Here is an 18,897-nt window from a genome sequence, read left to right as displayed (position 1 = left end):
GTTCGCCTCGTTATTCGATGACTACCAGCGGCTCGTCAAATTCTACTGGCTGACCGCTTTCGACCAGGATCGCTTTTACCACGCCGGACTTATCGGCTTCGATCTGGTTCATCATTTTCATCGCTTCAACGATGCACAGGGTGTCGCCAGCGTTAACTTTCTGGCCGACTTCGACAAAGGCTTTCGCGTCCGGGCTTGGCGTGCGGTAGAAAGTACCGACCATTGGTGAACGTACGATGTGGCCACTGATCTCGGCAGCGGCAGGCGCTTCCATCGCTGGCGTGGTGGCTGGTGCCACGGCGGTTGCCAGCGCTGGCTGCGGCTGCATTGGGGCAGCCCAGGCCTGCTGCATCATTGGGTAGCCTGAATTGGCCGGGGAACGACTGATGCGAACGGACTCTTCACCTTCAGAAATTTCCAGTTCAGCAATGCCTGATTCTTCAACCAGTTCGATCAGTTTTTTAATCTTACGAATATCCATTAGTGTGGTTCCGTACTCTGTTTAATTAGATTGTGACAGGCGTTTAACCGCCGTCTGTAAAGCCCAGGAATAACCGTCGACGCCAAGTCCACAAATTACGCCAGCAGCAATATCAGAAAGATAAGAATGATGGCGGAAAGGCTCGCGGGCATGCACATTGGACAGGTGCACTTCAATAAACGGGATGCTGACTGCAAGCAGGGCATCACGAAGCGCCACGCTGGTATGCGTATAGGCCGCCGGGTTAATGACGATATAATCGACATTGCCTCTCGCCTCATGAATGCGGTCAATTAACGCGTGTTCCGCGTTAGACTGCAGATGACTCAGCTTCACATTGAGCGCGTCAGCCTGCGCAGTTAGCCCGCTGACGAGATCGGGAAGGGTCGTGCTGCCGTACTTCTCCGGCTCGCGAGTGCCAAGGAGGTTCAGGTTGGGACCATTCAAAAGCAGTATGTGAAACTTTTCAGCCATCTTGCTGCTATCTCCTGCGATAATTGAGGCATCGCACAAAATACAATGCGAAAAGCCATTTGTCACCTTTCACGGTGAAATTTGGCCCCTGCACGGGTTTAAAACCGGGCATTATAACGATTTCAACGCAATTCGCAGCTAAATACTGGTCGTATCAGCGAAGATAATCCACCAAACGCCTAAGAAAGCATCCGGTTATGCGCGGCGGCGCACGTTTTATCGCAGCCACTGACGGAATTTCTTATAGCGCCACAGCAGCAGGATCAGCGCCAGAGACGCGTAGATCCAGGGCTGGGGCGAGAACGTTTTAACCGACCACAGATAGTGGATAGGTGCCAGAATCAGGACGAGATAAATGGCGTTGTGCAGCTTTTGCCAGTTTTTGCCCAATTTTCGCTGCGCTTTCTGAAAAGAGGTCAGCGACAGCAGCAGCAGGATAAACCAGCTGATAATCCCCAGCGTCAGGTAGGGACGCGAGATCAGCTCCGAACCCAGCAGGCTGAGGTTAGCGATACCCAGCTCCAGCAGCGAATAGCTGACCAGATGCAGCGTGGCCCAGGCAAAACACCACAGTCCCAGCAGGCGACGGACGCGGATAAGCAGCGGCTGCCTGCCGTAGCGCGCCAGCGGCGTGACCAGCAGCGTGCCGAGCAGGAACTTCAGGGCCATCCGGCCGGTAAAATGCTGGATATCCTTTGCCGGATCGGCGCTCAGCCAGCCCTGGTTAATGGACAGGATCAGCCAGAGAAAAGGTAAAAAACCGGCCAGATGCAGCAGTACTTTCAGGCCGGTGATCTGCTTGCCCGTCAGACGCACTAGAAGTTCTCCCGCAGATCTAATCCCTTATAGAGGGAAGCCACCTGGTCGGCATAGCCGTTAAACAGCAGCGTGGGCTGACGCTTGACGTCCAGAATGCCGCCGGAGCCGATAAAACGCTCCGTAGCCTGCGACCAGCGCGGATGATCGACATGCGGATTCACATTGCCGTAGAAGCCATACTCGTTCGAGGCCAGCAGGTTCCAGGTAGTCGGCGGCTGCGCCTTGACCAGGGTAATTTTCACGATGGACTTGATGCCCTTAAACCCGTATTTCCACGGCACGGTCAGGCGGATCGGCGCGCCGTTTTGCGGCGGCAGCGCTTTGCCGTAAACGCCGGTGGTTAACATGGTCAGCGGATGCATCGCTTCATCCAGCCGCAGCCCTTCCACATAGGGATAATCGATGCCGCCGCCGACAAAGCGATCGCGCTGGCCCGGCATCTCTTCCGGCGCGTAAATCGTTTGAAAGGCGACATAGCGCGCATTGCTGGTCGGCTCTGCGGCTTTTAACAGCTTGCCCAACTCGAACCCAATCCAGGGCACCACCATCGACCAGGCCTCTACGCAGCGCATCCGATAAATACGCTGCTCTAACGGAAACCGCTTAAAGATATCGTCCATATCCAGCGTCATCGGCTTCATTACTTCGCCGCCGATCTCGATTTTCCAGTCGGCGGTTTTCAACGAGCCGGCGTTGGCCGCCGGATCCGCTTTATCCAGGCCGAATTCATAAAAGTTGTTGTAGCCCGTTACCTTATCTTCCGGCGTCAACGCTAAGTCGGCCTGATACTGTGCGGGCTTGCTGAAGTCGAGCGGTTTACCGGCCGGCGCTTTCTGGCTCTCTTTGCCTTTTCCCTGTAGCCAGGAAAGCACGTCGGCGCGGGCCGTCGGCACCGACAGCGCGGCGGCACTAATCCCCAGCGCTTTCATTACCTGGCGACGCCGGGCGTTGAAAATGCTTTCCGGGGTAACATCGTTTTCAGTGAGTTTATCAACGGGCTTCATGGCTGTGTCTCCAGAGACGGTCACTTTTTAGCATGACCAAAAAAAGCGAATTCAGCGAATAAAAAAGCGGCTGGCGCGCAGAATATCAGCTCCGTAAAACCGTTGAGAGAGCAGGAAGTGTAATCAGTTATGTGAATGTTGAAGAAAGGTAAATATAAGGCGGGTTCGCTACGCCGGGCGGCAAGCGGCGCGCGATAAAAACCACCTGGCGGGATTGGCACGCCAGGTGATATAACGCGCTAGCGAATTTTTACCAGCGTCCGGCCGGTAATCTCGTTATTAAGCAGTTTGGCCGCGCTGGCAGCGGCATCGGCCAGCGCAATTTCCGTTGTCGCCTGCTGATAAAACGCGTCTGGCAGCGTTTTAACCAGCCTTTTCCAGGCCGTAAGGCGACGCTCTGCGGGTGCCGCAACGGAATCAACGCCCTGAAGGCGCACGTTGCGCAGAATAAAAGGCATTACGGTGGTTGGCAATGCAAATCCGGCCGCCAGGCCGCAGGCCGCCACCACGCCGCCGTAGTTCATCTGCGCCAGCACGCTCGCCAGCACCTTATCACCAGCGGTATCCACCGCGCCGGCCCAGCGCTGTTTTTCCAGCGGTCGGCTGTCGGCGCTGAAAGCCTCGCGCGGCAGGATCTCGCTGGCGCCCAGCTGGTGAAGATAGTCATGGGTGGAGGGTCTGCCGCTTACCGCTGTCACCCGATAGCCGAGCGAGCTGAGCAGGGAAACCGCCGTGCTGCCCACGCCGCCGCTGGCGCCGGTCACTATCACCTCGCCGCTGTCAGGCCGCACGCCGCCTTCCTCCAGCGCCATGACGCACAGCATAGCGGTCAGGCCGGCCGTGCCGATAATCATCGCCCGACGGCCATCAAGCCCTTCCGGCATCGGCGTCAGCCAGTCGCCTTTTACCCTGGCCTGTTCCGCCAGGCCGCCCCAGTGATTTTCCCCTACGCCCCAGCCGGTCAGCAGCACCTGTTGTCCGGTATGAAAGCGCGGATCTTCGCTATGGCGCACCTGGCCTGCAAAATCGATGCCGGGCACCATCGGAAACTGCCGGACAATTTTCCCTTTGCCGGTAATCGCCAGCGCATCTTTGTAGTTCAGGCCTGACCAGCTGACATCTACCGTCACCTCGCCCGGCGGCAGGGCGTCCGGGCTGAGCTGTTTTACCGTGGCCAGGGTTTTGCCTTCGGACTGTTCGAGAACCAGTGCGTGCATGAGAATCTCCTGAAAATGGAACGGAAAGGTATAATAAAAGTCTGACCTCACTATACTCCCGGCAATCAGTAAAATTTTGTTTAAGATGCATAAAAGCATGAGGAAGGTCTCTGCAAAGCCATTCGCCGTTACTGCTTTTTGCTACGGCGTCTCTTTCACGGTAGCCAAAGAGCACAAGGATGCGATTAACCACCAAACTCTCCGCAATGATTACCTTTGTCAGCGCACTGGTCATGCTTGTCATGCTGGTGGGCGGCGTAATGAGCTTTTATTACCTTAGCGATTTGCGCGCTGAGCATCGTTTGCAGACGATGGCGGACGACATCGACAGGGCACTCGACCATCAATCTCCTGACCAGATAGCCCCGGGGCTGTCGCAGGTGATGGGGCCTTTACAGGTTGTTCGCATCACTTTCATGGTAAATAATCAGCCCGTTAAAACCCTTTCCCGCCATCAGGATGCGCTGATGGAAGATGAGCCTAACCGCTATCGCGACAGCGTTATCCCTCTGAGCAAACATGCCCGGTACGTGCTGCATATCGTCTGGATAGACAGCGCGAAAACCTGGCTGATGTCCTTTATTGGCGCGTCCATCTTAAGCCTGCTGGTGCTGGCGATCGGCATCCTGCTGCTGATCCTGTTTTTCTCGCATCGCTGGCTGTACCGACAGCTTGAAGGCATGGAGCGGCTGGAAAATCGCGCGGCAAAAGTGCTGAGGGGCGAAAGAGAAACCGTGCGCCCGGGTTCCGTACTGGAGTGGCCGCCCAAGGCCAGCAGCGCGCTGGATCTGCTGCTCGGCGATTTGCAGGAAGCCTCCGAGCGCCGCAATCGCGTTGATACGCTGATCCGGGCTTTCGCCGCGCAGGATCCCATGACCGGCCTGCATAACCGCCTTTTCTTCGACAATCAGCTGGCCACGCTGCTGGAAGATAGCGAAACCGCCGGCGCGCACGGCATGGTAATGATGATCCGCCTGCCGGATCTCGACACGCTGCGTGACAACTGGGGCCATGCGCCCGTGCAGGATTACCTTTTCGGCCTGGTGAACCTGCTGTCTACCTTCGTGATGCGCTATCCCGGTGCGCTGCTGGCACGCTATTTCCGCAGTGATTTCGCCGTTCTGCTGCCGCATCGCAGCCTGAAGGATGCCGACAGCATCGCCTCCCAGCTGATCAAAGCCGTGGACGCGCTGCCGCCCACGCGCATGCTGGATCGGGAAGATATGATCCATATCGGCATCAGCGCCTGGCAAAGCGGGCAAACCACGCAGCAGGTCATGGAAAACGTCGAGCTGGCCACGCGGCACGCGGCGCTGCTGGGCGGCAATAACTGGTCGGTCAGCGAAAAACCGGCGCCGGAGCTGAGCCGGGGCAGCGTCAAGTGGCGCACGCTGCTGGAAAATACCCTCAGTCGCGGCGGGCCGCGTTTGTATCAGAAACCGGCGGTAACGCGGGAAGGGCGGCTGCACCATCGCGAAATCATGCCGAGGATCTTTGACGGCAAAACCGAGCTGGCGGCGGCTGAATATCTGCCGCTGGTGCAGCAGCTGGGCATGGCCGAAGGTTATGACCGAATTTTGGTAAGCCGCATCCTGAGCTTTATCCAGGCCTGGCCGGAGGAAACGCTGGCGATACCGCTGACGATCGATGCGCTCCTGCAGCGTCCTTTCCAGATTTGGCTGCGCGATATGCTGCTGCAATACACTAAATCACAAAGAAACCGTATTTTATTTGAACTTGCGGAAGCGGATGTAGGTCAACATCTCTGCCGCTTGCACGGCGCCTTTCATTTACTGAAAGGTTTTGGCTGCCGTATTGCCATTATCCAGGCGGGGTTAACGCTGGTCAGCACGGTCTACATCAAGGTGGTGTCGCCGGAACTGATCAAGCTGCATCCCGGTCTGGTGCGCAATATTGACCGTCGCAAGGAGAATCAGCTGTTTGTGCAGAGTTTGCTCGAAAGCTGCAAGGGAACGTCAACGCAGGTTTTCGCCGCAGGCGTAAAAACCCGAAGTGAATGGCAAACCTTAACGGAGTCAGGGATAAACGGCGGCCAGGGCGATTTTTTTGCTCCTTCGCAGCTGCTGACAGGCGATATGAAAAAATATTCGCAAAGATATCGAGTTTAGTCTGCCGTTAAGCCGGATTTCACGTAGAATAGCCGCGCAGCTGTGGTGCCGGCTACGTTTGACGGGCGGTAAAGCAGTGCCTAAATATGTAAAAATTCATGTACGTTATGTCCGTAAAACGGCCTTAAAACAGGGGCGATGCGCCTGAACTCAGGCATTCTGCTCGCGTAGTTTTTTGGGTTGTGACTCAGGCGAGAGATAGCGTGATTTTTCACCGAAGTAGAGCGTTTTTGCGCCTTGTCGCTGCTTCGTGTGGTTGGTAAAGTAAGCGGATTTTATTATCCGCCCCCAGCTAGCAGGATTATCCTTCAGTATGTTTAAAAAATTCCGTGGCATGTTTTCCAACGACTTGTCCATCGACCTGGGTACCGCCAATACCCTGATTTATGTGAAAGGACAGGGCATCGTTCTGAATGAGCCTTCCGTCGTTGCTATTCGTCAGGATCGTGCCGGTTCCCCAAAGAGCGTCGCGGCAGTAGGTCATGACGCCAAGCAGATGCTGGGTCGTACCCCCGGCAATATCGCTGCTATCCGTCCAATGAAAGACGGCGTGATCGCCGACTTCTTTGTGACCGAAAAGATGCTGCAACACTTTATCAAACAGGTTCACAGCAACAGCTTTATGCGCCCAAGCCCGCGCGTGCTGGTGTGTGTGCCTGTCGGCGCGACCCAGGTTGAACGCCGTGCGATCCGTGAATCCGCACAGGGCGCAGGCGCGCGTGAAGTTTTCCTGATTGAAGAGCCGATGGCAGCCGCTATCGGTGCTGGCCTGCCGGTTTCGGAAGCGACCGGTTCAATGGTGGTCGATATCGGCGGCGGCACCACGGAAGTTGCGGTGATCTCTCTGAACGGCGTGGTTTACTCCTCTTCCGTGCGCATTGGCGGCGATCGCTTTGACGAAGCCATTATTAATTACGTGCGCCGTAACTACGGCTCGCTGATCGGCGAAGCCACCGCTGAACGAATCAAACATGAGATCGGCTCCGCTTATCCGGGCGACGAAGTGCGTGAGATCGAAGTGCGCGGTCGTAACCTGGCGGAAGGCGTGCCTCGCGGCTTTACGCTGAACTCCAACGAAATTCTGGAGGCGCTCCAGGAGCCGCTGACCGGCATCGTTAGCGCGGTGATGGTTGCGCTGGAACAGTGTCCGCCAGAGCTGGCCTCTGACATCTCCGAGCGCGGCATGGTGCTGACCGGCGGCGGTGCGCTGCTGCGCAACCTTGACCGTCTGCTGATGGAAGAAACCGGTATTCCGGTGGTAGTGGCTGAAGATCCGCTGACCTGCGTCGCACGCGGCGGCGGTAAGGCGTTGGAAATGATCGACATGCACGGCGGCGATTTGTTCAGCGAAGAATAATTTGCCATGAAGGCGCGCGGGTCCCGCGCGTCTTGTTAATGATGTCGAGGAATACGCCGAGTTTATGAAGCCGATCTTCAGCAGGGGCCCATCCCTGCAGTTACGCTTGTTTCTGGCAGTTGTGGTAGCGATAGGCGTGATTATCGCCGACAGCCGTATGGGCGCTTTCAGCCAGATACGCACCTACATGGATACGGCGGTCAGCCCATTCTATTTTCTGGCCAACGGGCCACGTCAGATTCTGGACAGCGTTTCCGACACGCTGGCCTCTCGCCAGCAGCTTGAGCTGGAAAACAAAGCCCTGCATCGCGAGCTGATGCTGAAAAACAGCGAGCTGCTGATGCTGGGGCAATTTAAGCAGGAAAACGCGCGTCTGCGCGAGCTGCTTGGTTCGCCGCTGCGTCAGGACGAGCACAAGATGGTCACCCAGGTCATCTCTACCGGCACGGATCCCTATACCGATCAGGTGGTAATCGACAAAGGCAGCGTAAACGGCGTTTACGAAGGCCAGCCGGTTATCAGCGATAAAGGCGTGGTCGGCCAGGTCGTCGCCGTCGGTAAAATCACCAGCCGCGTCATGCTGATTTGCGACTCCTCTCACGCGCTGCCGATTCAGGTATTGCGCAACGATATCCGCGTGATTGCGGCGGGCAACGGCTGTACGGAAGATCTTCAGCTTGAGCACCTGCCGGGCAACACCGATATCCGCGTGGGCGACGTGCTGGTCACTTCCGGCCTCGGCGGTCGCTTCCCGGAAGGCTACCCGGTCGGCGTGGTGTCCTCCGTGAAGCTCGATACGCAGCGCGCCTATACCGTGATCCAGGCGCGTCCGACGGCGGGCCTGCAACGCTTGCGCTATCTGCTGCTGCTGTGGGGCGCGGATCGCAACGGCACCATGCCGATGGCGCCGGATGAAGTGCACCGCGTCGCCAACGAGCGCCTGATGCAGATGATGCCGCAGGTGCTGCCGGCCGCCAGCGAAATGATGGGGCCGCCTGCGCCGGATAACGCATCGACAACCGGCCAGACAACGCCTGCGGCTCAGGCCGCGCCTGCCGCTGCCGCGCCCGCCTCGCGCAGAGGCCAGCCTTGAGCAGCTATCGCAGCCATGGTCGCTGGGTTATCTGGTGCTCGTTTCTGGTGGCGCTGGTGCTGCAAATCATGCCGTGGCCCGATCAGCTCTATATGTTCCGGCCTTCCTGGCTGCTGTTGATCCTGATTTACTGGGTGCTGGCGCTGCCGCATCGCGTGAATGTCGGCACGGGTTTTGTGATGGGATCTATAATGGATCTGATTTCAGGCTCGACGCTGGGCGTGCGTGCGCTGGCTTTCAGCATCCTTGCTTACCTGGTGGCGTTTAAATTCCAGCTATTCCGCAATCTGGCGCTCTGGCAGCAGGCGCTGATGGTGATGGTGCTGTCGCTGGCGATGGATGTCATTGTCTTCTGGGCGGAATTTTTAGTTATTAACGTCTCGTTTCGTCCGGAAATCTTCTGGAGCAGCGTAATAGACGGTATTCTGTGGCCCTGGCTGTTCTTGCTGATGAGAAAAATACGTCGCCAGTTTGCCGTACAATAAGGAAGAGTATGATATCCCTTTACCTGGCCTCCGGTTCTCCCCGTCGTCGTGAATTACTTACGCAGCTTGGTCTGCGTTTTGCGCGTTTAAGCACGCAGGTTGAAGAGCGGCAGCAGCCCGGCGAAATGGCGGAAGCCTACGTCCGGCGTCTGGCGCTGGAAAAAGCGCAGGCCGGCGTGGCGGTGGCGGAGCAGGATCTGCCGGTGCTGGGCGCCGATACCATCGTGGTGCTGAACAACGAAGTGCTGGAGAAACCGGCAGACGAGGCCGCCGCCGCCGCGATGCTGGCTAAACTTTCCGGCCAGACGCATCAGGTGATGACGGCCGTCGCGCTGGCCGATCGGCAACGGCAGCTGGCGTGCATGGTGGTAACGGAAGTCACTTTTCGCCTGCTGAGCGAGGAGGACATTGCGGCCTATATCGCCAGCGGCGAGCCGATGGATAAAGCGGGCGCCTATGGCATTCAGGGACTGGGCGGGAATTTCGTCAGAAAAATCAATGGAAGCTATCACGCGGTGGTGGGGCTGCCCCTGGTGGAAACGGCTGAGCTGCTGAGCCAGTTTCACGCGCTGCGTGAGGTAAGGGAACAAGATGACGGCTGAACTTCTGGTAAATATTACCCCTTCGGAAACGCGCGTCGCCTATATTGACGGCGGCATTCTGCAGGAAATTCATATTGAACGCGAAGCGCGCCGGGGCATTGTCGGCAATATCTATAAAGGGCGCGTCAGCCGGGTTCTGCCGGGCATGCAGGCTGCCTTTGTCGATATCGGGCTGGAAAAAGCCGCCTTTCTGCACGCTTCCGACATCATGCCGCATACCGAATGCGTAGCGGGCGACGAGCGTAAAAACTTTTCCGTACGCGATATTTCCGAACTGGTTCGCCAGGGACAGGATCTGATGGTGCAGGTGGTGAAAGATCCGCTGGGCACTAAAGGCGCGCGTCTCACCACCGATATCACGCTGCCTTCGCGCTATCTGGTCTTTATGCCGGGCGCGTCGCACGTTGGCGTTTCGCAACGTATAGAAAGCGAAGCGGAGCGCGAGCGTCTTAAGTCCGTGGTGGCCGCCTACTGCGACGAGCTGGGCGGCTATATTATCCGCACCGCCGCCGAAGGCGTGGGCGAACAGGAGCTGGCTTCCGACGCCGCGTTTCTAAAACGCCTGTGGACTAAGGTCATCGAGCGCAAAAAGCGCAATAAAACCCGCTGTCGTCTTTATGGCGAGGTCGCGCTGTCGCAGCGTATCCTGCGCGATTTCGCCGGGGCCGCCCTGGATCGTATCCGTATCGATTCGCGTCAGACGTGGGAACATCTGGTGGAGTTCACCAGCGAATACATTCCTGAAATGACGGCGAAGCTGGAGCTGTACACCGGCAAGCAGCCGATTTTCGATTTGTTCGATGTGGAAAACGAAATCCAGCGCTCGCTGGATCGCAAGGTGGAGCTGAAATCCGGCGGCTATCTGATCATCGACCAAACCGAGGCGATGACCACCATCGATATCAATACCGGCGCCTTTGTCGGCCATCGCAATCTGGATGAAACCATCTTTAACACCAACGTCGAGGCGACGCAGGCGATCGCCCGCCAGCTGCGTCTGCGCAACCTCGGCGGCATTATCATTATCGACTTTATCGATATGAATAACGAAGATCACCGCCGTCGCGTGCTGCACTCGCTGGAGCAGGCGCTGAGTAAGGATCGGGTTAAAACCGGCATCAATGGTTTCTCGCAGCTTGGGCTGGTAGAGATGACCCGTAAACGCACGCGGGAAAGCATTGAGCATGTGCTGTGTCAGGACTGCCCGGTCTGCAAAGGACGCGGCACGCTGAAAACCGTGGAAACCGTCTGCTATGAGATCATGCGCGAAATAGTCCGCGTTCATCACGCCTACGATTCGGACCGTTTTTTGGTTTACGTTTCGCCTGCGGTTGGCGAGGCGCTGAAAACCGACGAATCCCATGCGCTGGCGGAAGTAGAGATATTCGTCGGCAAGCAGGTGAAAGTACAGATTGAACCGCTCTATACTCAGGAGCAGTTTGACGTGGTGATGATGTAAGCCATCGGCTATCCCGCTCAGAACAAAGCCAGCGCGCCCCACCGGGGATAAATACAGTTATTGCCCGCAGTGACGGGCATCAAGGAGAGGTGTGTGAGGCAATTGCCGAGGATCTTGCTACTGACCGGCGCAATAATCGTCGTTATTATTGCGCTGATAGTCAGCGGCCTGCGTCTGGCGATGCCGCATATCAACAGCTGGCGCACGCCTCTGCTGCAGCGCCTTTCCAGCGCTATCGACATGCCGGTAGAAGCCGCTTCCCTTAACGGGCGTTGGGAGAATTTCGGCCCGGTGCTGGAAATCAAAGCCCTTAATATCGGCCTGAAGGACGGCGGCTCGCTGAAGGTCGATCGCGTTTCGCTGGCCTTTGACGTCTGGCAATCGCTGCTGCATCTGCGCCCGCAGTTTCGCAATCTCGTCTTCTGGCGACTGGATCTCGTCACCAATACGCCGCTCACCGCCGGCGACAGCGGCAAAGTAGAGCTCAAGCCGGGCCAGTTCAGCGATCTCTTTCTGCGTCAGTTTGACCACTTCGATTTGCAACAAAGCCAGATCAGTTTTCTGACGCTTTCCGGGCAGCGCGCCAGGCTGGATATGCCGCAGCTTACCTGGCTGAACGAAAAAAACCGTCACCGTGCGGAAGGGCTGGTCAGTTTGTCCAGCTTTACCGGCCAGCACGGCGTGGTACAGGTGCGTCTCGATCTCAGCGACACCAATGGCTATCTCGATACCGGGCGCGCCTGGATGCAGGCGGACGATGTGGATGTCAAACCCTGGCTGGGCCAGTGGATGCAGGACAACACCACGCTGAAAAGCGCCCGCTTCTCGCTGGCTGCCTGGATGAGCCTTGAAAACGGCGAAATCCACAGCGGCGATATCTTATTAAAGAAAGGCGGCGCGGAATGGCAGGGCGAAAACGAGGCACACCACTTCACCGTGGATAACCTCGCCGCCCATATCAGCCGCGTTGAGCAGGGCTGGCGTGCCGAAATGCCGCGAACCAGCCTGCATACCGACGGCATAGCCTGGCCAAAAGGGCGGGTATCGCTGCTCTGGCTGCCGCAACGTTCGTCCAGCCCGGAAGAGCTACGCATACGCGCCACCCATCTGGCGCTTGAGCGTATCGATGCGCTGCTGCCGCTGTTTTCCAAAGTGACGCCGACGCTGCTGACTAACTGGCGCACGCTGCAGCCGCACGGCGAAGTTCAGGCGCTGGCCGCCGATATTCCTTTACAGCAGCCGGAGAAAACCCGCTTTCAGGCCCGCTGGCAAAATCTGAGCTGGCAGCACTGGGAGCTGCTGCCGGGAATGCAGCATTTTAGCGGCTCGCTTACCGGCAGCGTCACGGACGGCAAGCTGAATTTCAGGCTGAAAGATGCCTCGCTGCCCGATGGCACCATGTTCCGCGCGCCGCTGCAAATCGCGCAGGCCAGCGGCGCCTTCAGCTGGCGGAGCGACGAGCAGGGCGTCACGCTGGCCGGACGGGATCTGGATGTGCAGGCGCGCTCGCTGTGGGCGAAGGGCGACTTCACCTGGGCGCAGGTCAAAGAGCAGGCGCCGCGGCTGGATATTCTGGCCGGCATTAACCTGACCGATGCGGCAGACGCCTGGCGCTACTTCCCGGAACCGCTGATGGGCACCAAACTGGTCGACTATCTCAGCGGCGCCATCAAAGGCGGGCAGGCGCAAAACGCCACGCTGCTGTTTGCGGGCAATCCCCAGCTTTTCCCTTTCAAACACAACGACGGTATGTTCCAGGTTTGGGTGCCGCTGCGTCAGGCGACCTATCGCTTCCAGCCCGGCTGGCCGGATCTGGAAAAGCTGGATATCAACCTGAACTTTATCAACGACGGCCTGTTTATGAAGGCGGATCGGGCAATGCTGGGCAACGTGCAGGGCAAAAACGTTGCCGCCGTTATTCCTGACTATATGAAAGAAAAGCTGATTATCGACAGCGATATCAGCGGGGCGGGCACGGAAATCGGCCGCTACTTTAACCAGACGCCGCTGAAGCCAACGCTGGGCGCGGCGCTGGACGAGCTACAGATCGGCGGCGATGTAAGCGGTCGCTTACATTTGAATATCCCGCTGGATGGGCAGGAAGTTAAAGCCAGCGGCGATGTGGCTCTGCATAATAATTCGCTGTTTATTAAACCGCTTAACAGCACCATCAAACAGCTGAGCGGCCGCTTCACTTACGACAACGGCAATCTGCAAAGCGAGCCGCTGACCGCCAGCTGGTTCGGGCAGCCGATGGGCGTCACGTTTACTACCCAGGAAGGCGAAAAGCATTACGCTATCGGCGTCGATCTTAAAGGCGACTGGCAGCCGGGCAAAATCGACGCGGTGCCGAAGGCGCTGCGCGAAAAACTGAACGGCAGCGCCAGCTGGCAAAGCGCGGTCGCCATTACGCTGCCGCACGGCGGAGGCGCGAACTACAAGGTCTCGCTGACCGGCGATCTGAAAAATGTAAGCAGTAACTTACCTTCGCCGCTGGATAAAGAGCGGGCTGCGCCGATGCCGATCCGCGTTCAGGCGCAGGGCGATCTGTCGGCCTTTACGCTGCATGGCGCGGTAGGTGAAAAGCACCGTTTCAACAGCCGCTGGCTATTGGGTAAGCCACGCGTCGATCGCGGCATCTGGGAAAATGACGCCACGCAAACGCCGCCGCTGCCGGCAACGTCAGGCATGACGCTTAATCTGCCGCCGCTGGATGGTGAAGCCTGGCTGGGGCTGCTGGCGGGCGGCACAGGCGCAGGCGGCGGACAGGCTTATCTGCCGGGCGATATCACGCTGCGCACGCCGGCGCTGACGCTGGGCGGGCAGCGCTGGCACGATCTGGAGGCAACGCTGAGCCAGACGGTAGCGGGCGAAAACGTGGTGCAGGCCAAAGGACGCGAGATCGACGGCAAGTTGGTAATGAGACAGCACGCGCCGTGGCTGGGCCAGCTCAGCTACCTCTATTACAACCCGCAGTGGCCAGCGGCCAGCGGCTCCACGCCGTTTTCCGGCGAGCAGGCCAGCGGAATTGATTTCAGCAGCTGGCCCGCCGTTAATCTGAGCTGCAACGAATGCTGGCTGCGCGGCCAGCGCTTCGGCCGGATGGCGGCGGATCTGAGCCACACCCGCGATACCTTAAAGCTGCAAAACGGCCTGATCGATATCGGCAGCGCAAAACTGAAGGTGGCAGGCGAATGGGTCAACCAGCCGGGCGCGCAGCGCACGGCGCTGAAAGGCTCGCTCAGCGGCAAAAAAGTTGACGATGCCACCAACTGGTTCGGCATGAATTCGCCGCTGCGGGATGCGCCGTTTAACATCGATTACGATCTTCACTGGCAGGCCGCGCCGTGGCAGCCGTCGGTGGCGACGCTGAGCGGCGTGCTGAAATCGCACATGGGCGCCGGACAAATTGCCGATGTGAATACCGGCCGCGCCGGCCAGCTGCTGCGGCTGGTCAGTTTCGATGCGCTGCTGCGCAAGCTGCGCCTTGATTTCACCGACACTTTCAGTCAGGGCTTCTATTTTGATTCCATTAACGGCACTGCCTGGATTGAAAAGGGCGTGCTGCGTACCGATAACCTGCTGGTGGATGGCCTGGAAGCCGACATCGCCATGCAGGGCAAAATCGACCTGGTGAAACGGCAAATCGATATGGAAGCGGTAGTCGCGCCGGAAATTTCCGCGACCGTCGGCGTCGCCGCCGCGTTCGCCGTTAATCCGGTGGTCGGCGCAGCGGTCTTTGCCGCCAGCAAGGCGCTGGCGCCGCTGTGGAATAAGATCTCGGTGCTGCGCTACCATCTTTCCGGGCCGCTCGATAAGCCGCAAATTGACGAAGTGCTGCGCAAGCCGCGAGAAAAGAGCGCGAAGTGAATTTGACGTGACCGGGGAATTGCCTCAGGCTATAGAGATTACGACGCCAGCGGCGACTGGCTCCCAAACAGAGCGAGAATACATGAGTCTGAATCTGGTAAGTGAACAGTTACTAACTGCTAATAATATTAACCAACAGGATCTCTTTTCCCTTCTCGGTCAGCTCTCGGAACGCAAGCTGGACTACGCCGACCTCTATTTTCAGTCCGGCTACCACGAATCCTGGGTGCTGGAAGACAGGATTATCAAAGACGGCTCCTGGAACATCGATCAGGGCGTCGGCGTGCGCGCCATCAGCGGCGAAAAAACGGGCTTCGCCTACGCCGATCAGATCACGCTGAACGCTTTGACGCAAAGCGCCACGGCGGCGCGCAGTATTGTGCGCGAGCAGGGCAACGGCAAATCGCACACGCTGGGCGCGGTAATGAACCGCCCGCTTTACCCAACGGCCGATCCGCTGCAAAGCCTGACCCGTGAAGAGAAAATCGCGCTGCTGCATCGCGTGGATTCTGCGGCGCGTGCGGCGGACAAGCGTGTACAGGAAGTCAGCGCCAGCCTGAGCGGCGTTTACGAGATGGTGCTGGTGGCGGCCACCGACGGCACGCTGGCGGCCGACGTGCGTCCGCTGGTTCGCCTGTCGATAAGCGTGCAGGTTGAGGACAACGGCAAGCGCGAGCGCGGCTCCAGCGGCGGCGGCGGCCGTTTCGGCTACGAATTTTTCCTGGCCGACGAGTCCGGCGAAACCCGTGCGGAAGCCTGGGCGCGTGAAGCGGTGCGGATGGCGCTGGTCAACCTGAGCGCCGTCGCGGCGCCGGCGGGCAGCATTCCGGTGGTGCTGGGCGCGGGCTGGCCTGGCGTGCTGCTGCACGAAGCGGTTGGTCACGGTCTGGAAGGCGACTTCAACCGTCGCGGCACCTCGGTGTTCAGCGGCCAGATTGGCCAGAAAGTGGCGTCCGATCTCTGCACCGTGGTCGATGACGGCACCATCGAAGGCCTGCGCGGGTCGCTGGCGGTGGATGACGAAGGCGTGCCGGGCCAGTACAACGTGCTGATCGAAAACGGCGTGCTGAAAGGCTATATGCAGGACAAGCTGAACGCCCGCCTGATGGGCGTTAAGCCTACCGGCAACGGCCGCCGCGAATCCTATGCGCATCTGCCGATGCCGCGCATGACCAACACCTATATGCTGGCAGGCAAGTCGACGCCGGAAGATATCATCGCCAGCGTCGAGTATGGTCTCTATGCGCCAAACTTCGGCGGCGGTCAGGTGGATATCACCTCCGGGAAATTTGTTTTCTCGACCTCGGAAGCCTATCTGATTGAGAACGGCAAAGTGACCAAACCGGTGAAAGGCGCCACGCTGATCGGTTCCGGTATTGAGGCGATGCAGCAAATCTCGATGGTAGGCAACGACCTCGCGCTGGATAAAGGCGTGGGCGTTTGCGGCAAAGAAGGGCAAAGCCTGCCGGTCGGCGTTGGCCAGCCGACCCTGAAGCTGGATAAGCTGACCGTGGGCGGCACCGCCTGACGGATAGCGACCACGAAAAGGCGAGCCATAGCGGCTCGCCTTTTTTATTTCTGCCGATACTCCTGGTACACGTCCGCCACCTTATGGAAGTAATCCGTCAGATAATTGATACACACCTGTACCTTCAGCGGCAGCTTGTCCTTCTGCGTATAAACCGCATAAACCGGCCGGGGATCGGACTGATAGTGCGCAAACAGGATCTCGATTTTACCGGCGTTGATCTCGTCAATGATCCACATCAGCGGCACGTAGGCGATGCCCGTTCCGGCCACCAGCCAGCGGATAAGCGTTTGCGAATCGTTGGTGGCGAAGCGTCCCTGCGGCGAAAGGCGAATGGCGAGGCCTTCCGGCGACGTCAGCTCAAAATCGTTGTCGGGCCGCACGCTGTACTCCAGCCAGGAAAAGTTGCCGATATCCGAAGGCTTTTCCGGCGTACCGTGCTGCGCCAGATAGCTTTTGGCGGCGCAGACCACCATCGGCATTGAGCCAAGGCGGCGAGAGAACAGGCTGGAATCGCGCAGCGCGCCAACGCGGATCACCAGATCCAGTCCGTCGGCGATCAGGTCGGGCGCAGGGATGCCGGTAACCAGGTTCACCGTCAGGCCAGGATATTCTTTCAGCATCTCGGCGGTCATATTCGCCAGCACGTTCTGCGCCATGGTCGAAGAGCTGCCGATGCGCAGCGTGCCGATCGGCGTATTGTTGAAGGCGTACAGCTGCTCGTGCACCTGCTGCGCTTCCGACATCATCCTGCGGCAGCCCTGGAAATAGATTTTTCCGGCTTCGGTCAGGCCCAGGCTGCGCGTGCTGCGGTTCAGCAGCTTGACCTGTAGCTCATCCTCCAGCTTCGCCACGATCTGGCTGACGGCGGAAACGCTCATTTGCAGATGGTTGGCGGCAGCGGTAAAAGAGCCCAGCTCCACCACACGCGCAAACACGGACATGCCCTTCATTCTTTCCATTATTAACTCTGGCTTAAAAGTGATTTAGATCACATTTGGTAGAAAACAGATAGTCAGCCGCGTTACTATAGCATCGCCGGGTTACCATTCCGTAACTCAACTCGCCGAAATGCTGACGCCTGAATACGCTATTATTCATACAGCGCCGGTTTTTGATAAGACCGTCTGCGGTTAATCTGACATCATCATCCGTAGAGCAGCAGCCACCCTGTCCGGGGCGGCCGTTTTTTTGTGGCGGAGCGCCCGGTAAACCCGACAAGGATAAGAGATGAGCGTGCTTCCGGTTATTGTGATATTTGGGCTCTCCTTCCCGCCCATATTTTTTGAGATTATCGTGTCATTGATGCTGTTCTGGCTGGTGCGTCGTTTGCTTACGCCCACCGGGATCTATGACCTGGTCTGGCATCCTGCGTTATTTAATACAGCACTCTACTGCTGCCTGTTCTACCTGGTTTCCCGATTGTTTGTCTGAGGTCACAGTGAAAGCGTTAACAAGAAAAATTTCCCGGTTTGCCATCACCCTTATCCTGGTGGTCATTGCCGTTGTTGGTATTTTCCACGTCTGGGTTTACTACACAGAATCGCCGTGGACGCGCGACGCAAAATTCACGGCGGACGTGGTCGCTATCGCGCCAGACGTCAGCGGCCTGATCACCGACGTGCGCGTGCGGGATAACCAGCTGGTGAAAAAGGACCAGGTGCTGTTCGTGGTCGATCAGCCGCGCTATCAGCAGGCGCTGAACCAGGCGGAAGCGGACGTGGCCTATTACCAGGCATTGGTCAGTGAAAAACGCCGTGAGGCAGGCCGCCGCAATCAGCTCGGCGTCTCTGCTATGTCGCGTGAGGCTATCGAGCAGGCCAACAGCGATTACCAGACTACGGAACACCAGCTGGCGAAAGCCGTCGCCACGCGCGATACCGCGAAGCTGGATCTGGAGCGTACCGTGGTCAAAGCCCCGGCGGACGGCTGGATCACTAACCTGAACGTCTATCGCGGCGAATTTATCACGCGCGGCTCTACCGCCGTGGCGCTGGTGCAGCAGCACACCTTCTACGTGCTGGCCTATATGGAAGAAACCAAGCTGGAAGGCGTGCGTCCCGGCTATCGCGTGGAGATCACGCCGCTGGGCAGCAACCGCGTGCTGCAGGGCACCGTTGACAGCGTGGCCGCTGGCGTGACCAACAGCAGCAGCACCGTCGACAGCAAAGGCATGGCGACCATCGATTCCAACCTGGAGTGGGTGCGTCTGGCGCAGCGCGTGCCGGTACGTATTCATCTCGACCAGCAGCAGGGCAATCTTTATCCTGCCGGCACGACGGCAACCGTGATTGTGACGGGCGCTCAGGATCGTCAGCCGCAGGAGATGTCGCCAGCGATGAAGCTGATGCACCGCCTGCGTGAGTTCGGCTAAGCGCC

At 58.3% G+C, this 18,897-nt stretch carries 16 protein-coding genes; 10 read left to right on the top strand and 6 right to left on the bottom strand.

The genetic code is table 11. The annotated features are described in order from the left end of the window. Positions 1-10 precede the first annotated feature (10 nt). The 5 genes from accB to acuI all read right to left on the bottom strand — a co-directional run bounded on the left by accB (position 11) and on the right by acuI (position 3,995). Positions 11-481 carry an acetyl-CoA carboxylase biotin carboxyl carrier protein gene (gene accB, locus QCD69_RS01550; RefSeq protein ID WP_125287048.1) on the bottom strand — a complete coding sequence of 157 codons (471 nt, stop codon included), beginning with the start codon at positions 479-481 and terminating at the stop codon, positions 11-13. Between the two features lie 21 nt (positions 482-502). Next, positions 503-955, bottom strand: a complete 453-nt coding sequence (gene aroQ, locus QCD69_RS01545; RefSeq protein ID WP_199746318.1) for a type II 3-dehydroquinate dehydratase — start codon at positions 953-955, stop codon at positions 503-505. A gap of 216 nt (positions 956-1,171) precedes the next feature. Then, positions 1,172-1,771 (bottom strand): protein-methionine-sulfoxide reductase heme-binding subunit MsrQ, encoded by a 600-nt coding sequence (gene msrQ, locus QCD69_RS01540; RefSeq protein ID WP_301250741.1) that lies wholly within the window; start codon positions 1,769-1,771, stop codon positions 1,172-1,174. After that, positions 1,771-2,778: a protein-methionine-sulfoxide reductase catalytic subunit MsrP gene (gene msrP, locus QCD69_RS01535; RefSeq protein WP_253457798.1), complete on the bottom strand. Its 1,008-nt coding sequence runs from the start codon at positions 2,776-2,778 to the stop codon at positions 1,771-1,773. The genes msrQ and msrP overlap by 1 nt, the downstream gene beginning before the upstream one ends. Before the next feature lie 239 nt (positions 2,779-3,017). Then, the gene (gene acuI / locus QCD69_RS01530) at positions 3,018-3,995 is read right to left on the bottom strand and encodes an acrylyl-CoA reductase (NADPH) (protein ID WP_301250740.1); all 978 of its coding nucleotides are present in this window, start codon (positions 3,993-3,995) and stop codon (positions 3,018-3,020) included. A gap of 179 nt (positions 3,996-4,174) precedes the next feature. Between acuI and csrD the strand changes: the two genes are divergently transcribed. From csrD to tldD, 8 genes are all read left to right on the top strand, one after another. Beyond that, on the top strand, positions 4,175-6,124 hold the full coding sequence (gene csrD / locus QCD69_RS01525) for an RNase E specificity factor CsrD (RefSeq protein WP_301250739.1): 1,950 nt from the start codon (positions 4,175-4,177) through the stop codon (positions 6,122-6,124). A gap of 313 nt (positions 6,125-6,437) precedes the next feature. Further along, complete coding sequence (gene mreB / locus QCD69_RS01520) at positions 6,438-7,481, top strand: rod shape-determining protein MreB (protein WP_003855260.1); 1,044 nt, start codon at positions 6,438-6,440, stop codon at positions 7,479-7,481. 64 nt (positions 7,482-7,545) lie between these two features. Next, positions 7,546-8,574, top strand: a complete 1,029-nt coding sequence (gene mreC, locus QCD69_RS01515; protein ID WP_301250738.1) for a rod shape-determining protein MreC — start codon at positions 7,546-7,548, stop codon at positions 8,572-8,574. Continuing rightward, complete coding sequence (gene mreD, locus QCD69_RS01510; protein WP_253457811.1) at positions 8,571-9,059, top strand: rod shape-determining protein MreD; 489 nt, start codon at positions 8,571-8,573, stop codon at positions 9,057-9,059. The genes mreC and mreD overlap by 4 nt, the downstream gene beginning before the upstream one ends. Positions 9,060-9,067: 8 nt before the next feature. Further along, positions 9,068-9,661: a Maf family protein gene (locus tag QCD69_RS01505; RefSeq protein WP_253457814.1), complete on the top strand. Its 594-nt coding sequence runs from the start codon at positions 9,068-9,070 to the stop codon at positions 9,659-9,661. Then, positions 9,651-11,120, top strand: a complete 1,470-nt coding sequence (rng, locus tag QCD69_RS01500; protein ID WP_253457817.1) for a ribonuclease G — start codon at positions 9,651-9,653, stop codon at positions 11,118-11,120. Before QCD69_RS01505 ends, rng begins: the two co-directional genes overlap by 11 nt. Positions 11,121-11,213: 93 nt before the next feature. Beyond that, positions 11,214-14,990 (top strand): AsmA2 domain-containing protein YhdP, encoded by a 3,777-nt coding sequence (gene yhdP, locus QCD69_RS01495; RefSeq protein ID WP_301250737.1) that lies wholly within the window; start codon positions 11,214-11,216, stop codon positions 14,988-14,990. 82 nt (positions 14,991-15,072) lie between these two features. Then, positions 15,073-16,518 (top strand): metalloprotease TldD, encoded by a 1,446-nt coding sequence (gene tldD / locus QCD69_RS01490; protein ID WP_125287058.1) that lies wholly within the window; start codon positions 15,073-15,075, stop codon positions 16,516-16,518. Between the two features lie 44 nt (positions 16,519-16,562). Here the strand turns inward: tldD and aaeR are convergent, their stop codons facing one another. After that, a complete protein-coding gene (gene aaeR, locus QCD69_RS01485) occupies positions 16,563-17,480 on the bottom strand; it encodes an HTH-type transcriptional activator AaeR (protein ID WP_125287059.1) in 918 nt (305 codons plus the stop codon). Positions 17,481-17,748: 268 nt separating this feature from the next. On the opposite strand from aaeR, the gene aaeX reads away from it, so the two are divergent. Then, positions 17,749-17,952 (top strand): p-hydroxybenzoic acid efflux pump operon protein AaeX, encoded by a 204-nt coding sequence (gene aaeX, locus QCD69_RS01480; protein WP_034890367.1) that lies wholly within the window; start codon positions 17,749-17,751, stop codon positions 17,950-17,952. Between the two features lie 7 nt (positions 17,953-17,959). Further along, on the top strand, positions 17,960-18,892 hold the full coding sequence (gene aaeA / locus QCD69_RS01475; protein WP_253457821.1) for a p-hydroxybenzoic acid efflux pump subunit AaeA: 933 nt from the start codon (positions 17,960-17,962) through the stop codon (positions 18,890-18,892). The last annotated feature ends 5 nt before the right edge of the window (positions 18,893-18,897 follow it).

Source organism: Erwinia sp. PsM31, assembly GCF_030433775.1.
In the GTDB taxonomy this organism is placed as follows: domain Bacteria; phylum Pseudomonadota; class Gammaproteobacteria; order Enterobacterales; family Enterobacteriaceae; genus Erwinia; species Erwinia aeris.
This window is presented reverse-complemented; position numbering and strand designations above follow the sequence as displayed.